Here is a 7388-nt window from a genome sequence, read left to right on the forward strand (position 1 = left end):
AACTCTGACTTCCCGGCAACTGACGTGGTGTTAGTCATCGGTGCAAACGACGTAGTGAACCCTGCGGCAAAAGATGACCCAACTTCACCAATTTACGGTATGCCAATTCTGGAAGCGCATAAAGCACGTACCATCATGGTGATCAAGCGTTCTATGGCGACTGGTTATGCAGGTCTGGACAATGACTTGTTCTATAACGAAAAAACTATGATGATCTTCGGTGATGCCAAGAAAGTTGTGGAAGACATGACTAAAGCCATTAACGGCGGCGGTCACTAAATCCACGCTTCAAAAGTCCCTCTTTATGAAAGAGGGATTTAGGGAGATTAAAACCACCTTCGGGTGGTTTTTTATTGCCAACGCAATTTCTTAATCATTGAGGCTCATTGAAACAAAGACTTCTATATTCAGTGCCTGTTAAGCTATTCTTTTGCAAGTTTTTAGCAATAGCCAATTCACAGGAATGAATAGCCAATGGAACTTAGACAGCTACAGTCCTTTGTCACAATTGTGGAACAGGGAAGCATTGGCAAGGCCGCGCAAAAGCTGGATGTTGGAACCTCAGCTTTAAGCCAGCAAATTTCCAAACTGGAATCCGAACTCTCGACCCGATTACTTCAGCGTTCCGCTTTAGGCGTTACTCCCACACCCGCTGGTTTGGCATTTTTTAAACAGGCTCAACTGGTGCTGCGTCATGCCAATCAGGCAATTCAAGCGGCACAGTCATCGCGTTTGGTGGGCTATGTCAGTGTCGGTTTTCCACCGAGTACAGCCTCCATTTTAGCGGTGCCTTTCCTGAAAATTATGGCAGAGCGTTATCCTGATATTAAGGTTCATCTGGTGGAAAGCTTATCCGGTAATCTGGTGCAACTGATTAATTCCAGACAGCTGGATGCTGCCATTATTTTTAGTCAGGACATAGATAAAAACTGGTCTGTACAGCCGCTGGTATCTGAGTCTATGTTTCTAATTGGGAATGATGAGTTCTACAGGATTTATCATTTAGAAGATTATTTAAAGCAGGGTTCGCTACCATTAAGTGCAGTCGAAAATCTGCCTTTGGCATTGCCGAGTACCAATCACGGTTTAAGGAAACTGGTAGAACAACAGCATTATGAATTGAACGTGGCCTATGAAATTGATGGTTTAAGTTTGCTGATGAATACTGTTGCGAATTTGTGTGTCGGCACCATTCAACCCGGAAGTGCTTTTATGAATGTGAGTGGACAGCATTTAAATTTTTTAAAAATAACCTCACCTTCCATTGACCGGACAAATTATCTGATTAGTTTTCCTGAAGATGAGCTGTCTCCCGCAAGCCTAGCTGCAAAGGCTGTGATTCGTTCATGTATGACTGAGCTGATTCAGCAGCATGCCTGGCCGAGTGCAAAACTGCTTTAGTCTTTAAAAAAATTAAACACCCCATCGCTTTTAGCCTCTCACTCCAAACTTAAGTTATCCCCTACAGTTGCGCCAAAGAGTAGGGGATCTATCACATGTACGATGTTGTAGTAATCGGTGGTGGCAATGCAGCTTTATGTGCTGCAATCACTGCACGTGAAGAAGGTGCAACGGTTCTATTATTAGAAGCTGCACCAAAGGAATGGCGTGGGGGCAACTCTCAACATACACGTAATTTGCGCTGTATGCATAACCAGCCTCAAGATGTACTGATCGATGCCTACCCAGAAGAAGAATATTGGCAAGATCTTTTAAAAGTAACTGGCGGCAAGACCAATGAACATCTGGCACGTCTAGTCATTCGCAGTACCGAAACCTGCCGTGAATGGATGAAAAAGCACGGAGTCAACTTCCAGCCGCCATTATCGGGCGCACTGCATGTCGCACGTACCAATGCCTTTTTTATGGGTGGCGGCAAAGCTTTAGTCAATGCCTATTTCCGCAGTGCCCAGGAATTGGGTGTGGTGGTGAAATATGAAACCAAAATCCAGGAACTCGTTTTAGACCAGGACAAATTTGTTGCAGCCATTGCTGAAGATGACACCCGTTATGAAGCCAAAGCCTGTGTATTGGCGGCGGGCGGCTTTGAATCGAACCGTGAATGGTTGCGCGAAGCCTGGGGGGAAAACGAAGCTGGGGAATGGCCGGCAGATAATTTTATTATCCGCGGTACGCGCTTTAATCAGGGCAACTTGCTGAAATTTATGATTGACCAGGGTGTAGATGTGATTGGTGATCCTTCACAGTCGCACTGTGTTGCAGTCGATGCACGTGCCCCGCTTTATGATGGTGGCATTTGTACCCGGATTGACTGTGTGTCACTGGGTATTGTGGTGAACAATCAGGCCAAACGCTTCTATGACGAAGGTGAAGATTTCTGGCCAAAGCGTTATGCGATTTGGGGACGTCTGGTTGCCAAACAGCCACAGCAAATTGGCTATTCCATTATCGATTCAAAATCGGTCGGGCGTTTCATGCCGCCTGTATTTGAAGGGGTGCAAGCCCATTCCATTCGTGAGCTGGCGCAAAAAATTCATCTTGATCCGGATCAGTTAGAACAAACCGTAAAAGAGTTTAACCAAGCCTGTGTCAAAGGCGAGTTTAACCATACCGTTCTAGACAATTGTCATACCGAAAATTTAAGTCCTGCAAAAACCCATTGGGCCGTACCGCTGGATACACCACCTTTTTATTCCTATGCCTTAAAACCTGGCATTACCTTTACCTATTTAGGTTTAAAAGTCGAAGATGATGCTGCCGTACGTTTTAACAATGTGCCCAGTCCAAACCTGTATGTGGCGGGGGAAATGATGGCAGGGAATGTACTCGGACAGGGATATACCGCAGGCGTGGGGATGTCGATTGGAACCACTTTTGGCCGAATTGCCGGGAAAAATGCAGCAGCAGCTGCTTTAAATAAAAGCGCCTTAATCACGGAGGCAATGTAAATGAATGCTTCAGCTAAAAATTTAATTCCTGTGGTTCAGTTGACGGCCAATGAAGAGCAAGTCAAACAGGCCTTGCAGATCTGTAATGCCTGCCGTTACTGCGAAAGCTTCTGTGCAGTATTTCCCGCCATGACCAAGCGTCTGGAGTTTAATCAGGCTGATATCCATTATATGGCGAATCTTTGCCATAACTGTGGTGCCTGTTTACATGCGTGCCAATATGCACCACCGCATGAATTTGGGGTCAATATTCCCCAAGCAATGGCACAGGTACGTTTAGAAACCTATCAAAATTTTGCTGTGCCACAAAGCTTTGGCAAGCTTTATCAAAAAGCTGGAATTACGCTGGTTAGTGCATTAATCGTGACCTTTATTTTCTTCTTGTTGGCAGGCTCATGGATGCAGGGCAATGATTTATATGCCAGGTATGAAGGTAACTTCTATGCCATTTTTCCACATAACTTTTTAGCCCTGCTGTTTGGTTCAGTATTTACGGTGGCATTCATCCTGTTGGGATTAGGTATTCGCAAATTCTGGAATCAGACTTCAGAAGTGGTGCTGGGTGGGGTAGAAAAACCGGATTTATTACAAGCCACTAAAAATGTACTGACCTTGAAATATCTAGATGGTGGTCACGGTAAAGGCTGTAATGAAGAAGATGATCGCTATACCTTGATTCGCCGCCGTTTCCATCATTTCACCATGTACGGTTTCTTGCTATGTTTCCTGGCGACCAGTGTGGCGACAGGCTATCACTACTTCTTAGATCTGCATGCACCTTATCCCATTTTTAGTCTGCCTGTGATTTTAGGAACATTGGGTGGCTTAGGGCTGGTGATTGGTCCCATGGGATTGCTCTACCTTAATTTAAAACGTGACCCTAAACATGGTGATGCGAAGCAAAAACTAATGGACCGTGGGTTTATCTTCCTTCTCCTTCTTATCAGTTTGACTGGTCTCGCCTTATTGGCATTCAGAGACAGCGGCATGATGGCGCTGTTATTGATTACTCATTTAGCCACAGTCATGACTTTTTTCTTAACCATTCCATTTGGCAAGTTTGCGCATGGCTTCTACCGCAGTGCAGCGCTATTGAAATTCGCTGTAGAAGAGCGCCGTAGTAAAAAAACCAAATAAATCAACATTATTAATTTGTATTTCGACTTGATCTTATGACCAGGGAGGTTCGATATGACTGTACAAAATACAAAAAGCGGAACATTTAGAAAGATTCTGAATGTGACCAGCGGCAATTTTCTAGAACAGTATGATTTTTTCCTGTTCGGGTTCTATGCGACGTATATCGCAGCAAAGTTCTTTCACTCGGAAAATGAATATGTTTCATTGATGATGACATTTACAGTCTTTGCAGCCGGGTTTCTAATGCGTCCTCTGGGTGCCATCTTTCTCGGTGCCTATGTGGATAAAGTGGGACGTCGTAAAGGTTTGATTGTGACTTTGAGCTTAATGGCTTTAGGCACCATCTTGATTACCTTTGTTCCAGCGTATGACCAGATCGGGATTATTGCCCCTATTCTAGTGGTGGTGGGGCGCCTGTTACAAGGTTTCTCGGCCGGGGTAGAAATGGGAGGGGTATCTATCTATCTGGCGGAGATTTCAACAGACAAGAACCGTGGTTTTATTACCAGTTTCCAGTCGGGTAGTCAGCAAATTGCGGTAGTGTTCGCAGCCTTGCTCGGTTATTCCATTAACATGATGCTGACACCGGAGCAGGTAAGTGACTGGGGCTGGCGGATTCCATTCCTTGTGGGCTGTTTAATCATTCCACTGATTTTCCTCCTGCGTCGTACTCTGGAAGAAACAGAAGCATTTAAAGCACAGAAAACCCATCCAACCGGCAAAGAAATTTTCCAGACCATGGTCAGCAATTGGAGAGTGGTAATTGCAGGTATGCTGATGAGTGCAATGACCACGACCACGTTCTACTTCATTACAGTTTACACCCCAATTTACGCTAAACGAGAGTTGGACTTATCGACCACCGACAGCTTGCTTGCTGCGGTCATTGTGGGTTTATCCAATTTTCTTTGGTTACCGATTGGTGGCTGGATTTCAGACCGTATTGGGCGTCGTCCGGTATTATTAAGCATCACCATTCTTGCTATTTTTACCGCTTATCCAGCCTTAAATTGGTTGGTACACAATACGACCTTTATTAACCTGATCATTGTATTGTTGTATTTTTCATTCTTCTTTGGAATGTACAACGGCAGTATGGTTGCCACACTGGCAGAATCTATGCCTGTACGCGTAAAAACGGTCGGTTTCTCTTTGGCCTTCAGTTTGGCAACCGCATTGTTTGGTGGGGTGACGCCTATGATGAGTACCTTCCTGATTGAGCAAACAGGAAATGTAAGTATGCCGGCAGTCTGGTTAATGTTTGCTGCGACCTGTAGCCTGTTGGCAAGTTTGTATTTATGCAAACGTTTGCCGAATAAAAAGACGGTATATCAGCAAACGGAAGCTTAAGGTCTTCTATCTTCATAACAACCACCTTCGGGTGGTTTTTATTTTTTAGAATAGATGATTTTTCAATAGAGGATGGATGCAAAATAATGAAGCAAGATATAAGGTCTCAGCCCATATTTTAACTGCTTTGGTGCAATATTGACCAAACATGTGGCTGCTATGCATTATGAAGTACCATTTAACAATTTATTTTTATTATTCATTTAAAAAGTAGAATTTCTTTGTGGTTTCAAAAACTCCACGTCTCTTAAGTTAAGCGTGTTTCTTAGCCTATTTAAAATAAAAAATATATCCCGAGAAATTGGCATTTGTTTTGCATTTTTGAACATGAGTTTTAGGGGACTGTTCATGAAAATAATAAAGTGTCTAGTGGTGCTGTTCTGCGTATGTTCATTACCTGCATTTGCAAGTGAAACTGCGACAAATACAGCCAATATTCAAGAAATACGTTTATCACTCGACAGCGTCTGGGTGGTCATCGGCGGGATTTTGGTCTTCTTGATGCAGGCCGGTTTTGCAATGGTGGAAAGTGGTTCTGTACGCAGCAAGAATACCGTTAACGTGTTAATGAAAAATTATATGGATGCTTGTCTTGGAGGATTGGTCTTCTGGCTGGTGGGATTTGGACTCATGTTCGGCGTGAACTCTTCAGGCTGGATTGGCACCAGTCATTTTGCACCCAATGAAATGGATGGCTGGCATTGGAACTTGCTGTTCTTTCAAATGATGTTTGCTGCTACAGCAACCACAATTGCCAGTGGTGCCATGGCAGAGCGCATTCATTTTGTCGCCTATATTGTAAGTGCTGCCGTGGTCAGTGGCCTGATTTATCCTGTTTTTGGCAGTTGGGCATGGGGCAGTATTTTTGATGGAGCAGGCTGGTTGAAAGCATTAGGATTTATCGACTTTGCCGGTTCGACCGTGGTGCATTCCATTGGGGGGTGGGTGGCTTTGGCCGGAATTATTGTTTTGGGTCCGCGCTTGGGGCGCTTTGGCCGTAATGGGCAAAGCCATTTTTTAGCCGGACATAACTTACCCTTGGTGGCCTTGGGTGGTTTTATCCTGTGGTTTGCCTGGTTCGGTTTTAATGCGGCATCGACTGTAAATGCCAGTGTCAGTATTGGCCGTATTGCCTTAAATACCCATCTGTCGGCCTGTGCCGGTGCAGTAGCTTATATGCTGTATGCCTTAATTCGTGGCAAGGCGATCCTTATGAAGACCACTATCAATGCGTCATTGGGTGGCTTGGTGGGGATTACGGCGGGTTGTGCCACCATGTCGCCACTCTTTGCAGTTATTACCGGTGCCATAGCCGGGTTACTGGTGAGTACCTTACCTGCGTTAATAGAAAAATTAAAACTGGACGATGTGGTGGATGCAGTTACCGTACATGGTTTTTGCGGGGCGTGGGGAACAGTCGCTGCCGGCCTGTTTTTTGAAGCCGATATGTTCAACTCGCAAATTGTGTCTATTCAGGTTTTAGGTGTACTGGCAGCATTTGCCTGGGGATTCGGAATCGCGTTGATTACCTTTAAAGTGCTGGAAAAAATGTTGGGTGGCTTACGTGTCAGCACGCAACATGAACAACGTGGCCTGGATTATACCGAACATGCCGAGCTGTCTTATCCTGAATTTCAGCGTGATGTGACTTTTGAAACAGATGATATTACCAAACGCCACTAAACCAAAAAGGGGAGTTTTGCTATGCCAAATGAATTACTCAGTGTAATGCAAAAGAAACAGGCGATTGAGCGCGGTTTAAGTCATTATTTGCAAGGGACGGTATTGGAAGGAGTCTTGAGTTACTGGGAACAGGAGTATGGAGATAAACCCTCATTTGTGCTCAACCGTTTTATGAGTGACATTTGCAATACCGATGAATTACGCTTTCTGCGTAAGGAAATGCTGAAGCAGGTATTATGTGAAATGTCAGCTGTTGAAAAACAGGTGCTACTGGATAGCAAGCCGAAAGTACAAACCGAAGAGCCG

General features: G+C 44.6%; 6 protein-coding genes and 1 pseudogene. All 7 read left to right on the plus strand.

Annotated elements, in window-relative coordinates; genetic code table 11:
- Positions 1-279 (plus strand): NAD(P)(+) transhydrogenase (Re/Si-specific) subunit beta (locus B2Y23_RS13740; protein ID WP_291371421.1); only part of this gene is annotated, 279 nt, incomplete at its 5' end.
- 195 nt (positions 280-474) lie between these two features.
- On the plus strand, positions 475-1401 hold the full coding sequence (locus tag B2Y23_RS13745) for a LysR family transcriptional regulator (RefSeq protein ID WP_291357042.1): 927 nt from the start codon (positions 475-477) through the stop codon (positions 1399-1401).
- A gap of 95 nt (positions 1402-1496) precedes the next feature.
- Positions 1497-2909, plus strand: a complete 1413-nt coding sequence (gene tcuA / locus B2Y23_RS13750; RefSeq protein ID WP_291357044.1) for an FAD-dependent tricarballylate dehydrogenase TcuA — start codon at positions 1497-1499, stop codon at positions 2907-2909.
- The gene (gene tcuB, locus B2Y23_RS13755; RefSeq protein WP_291371423.1) at positions 2910-4046 is read left to right on the plus strand and encodes a tricarballylate utilization 4Fe-4S protein TcuB; all 1137 of its coding nucleotides are present in this window, start codon (positions 2910-2912) and stop codon (positions 4044-4046) included. It abuts the gene before it with no gap.
- Between the two features lie 54 nt (positions 4047-4100).
- Positions 4101-5399, plus strand: coding sequence for an MFS transporter (locus tag B2Y23_RS13760; RefSeq protein WP_291371425.1), 1299 nt, complete (start codon positions 4101-4103; stop codon positions 5397-5399).
- A 348-nt stretch (positions 5400-5747) separates the two neighbouring features.
- Entirely contained in the window at positions 5748-7082 is a 1335-nt protein-coding gene (locus B2Y23_RS13765) for an ammonium transporter (RefSeq protein WP_291357051.1), read from the plus strand.
- Between the two features lie 21 nt (positions 7083-7103).
- Positions 7104-7388: pseudogene (locus B2Y23_RS13770) on the plus strand (hypothetical protein); the annotation flags it as partial.

The organism is Acinetobacter sp. UBA5934 (assembly GCF_002430855.1).
GTDB lineage: Bacteria > Pseudomonadota > Gammaproteobacteria > Pseudomonadales > Moraxellaceae > Acinetobacter.

Excerpts from the sequence above, each read along its gene's own strand:
- B2Y23_RS13745 (WP_291357042.1), top strand. The coding sequence starts at position 475 with ATGGAACTTAGACAGCTACAGTCCTTTGTCACAATTGTGGAACAGGGA.
- tcuA (WP_291357044.1), top strand. The coding sequence starts at position 1,497 with ATGTACGATGTTGTAGTAATCGGTGGTGGCAATGCAGCTTTATGTGCT.
- tcuB (WP_291371423.1), top strand. The coding sequence starts at position 2,910 with ATGAATGCTTCAGCTAAAAATTTAATTCCTGTGGTTCAGTTGACGGCC.
- B2Y23_RS13760 (WP_291371425.1), top strand. The coding sequence starts at position 4,101 with ATGACTGTACAAAATACAAAAAGCGGAACATTTAGAAAGATTCTGAAT.
- B2Y23_RS13765 (WP_291357051.1), top strand. The coding sequence starts at position 5,748 with ATGAAAATAATAAAGTGTCTAGTGGTGCTGTTCTGCGTATGTTCATTA.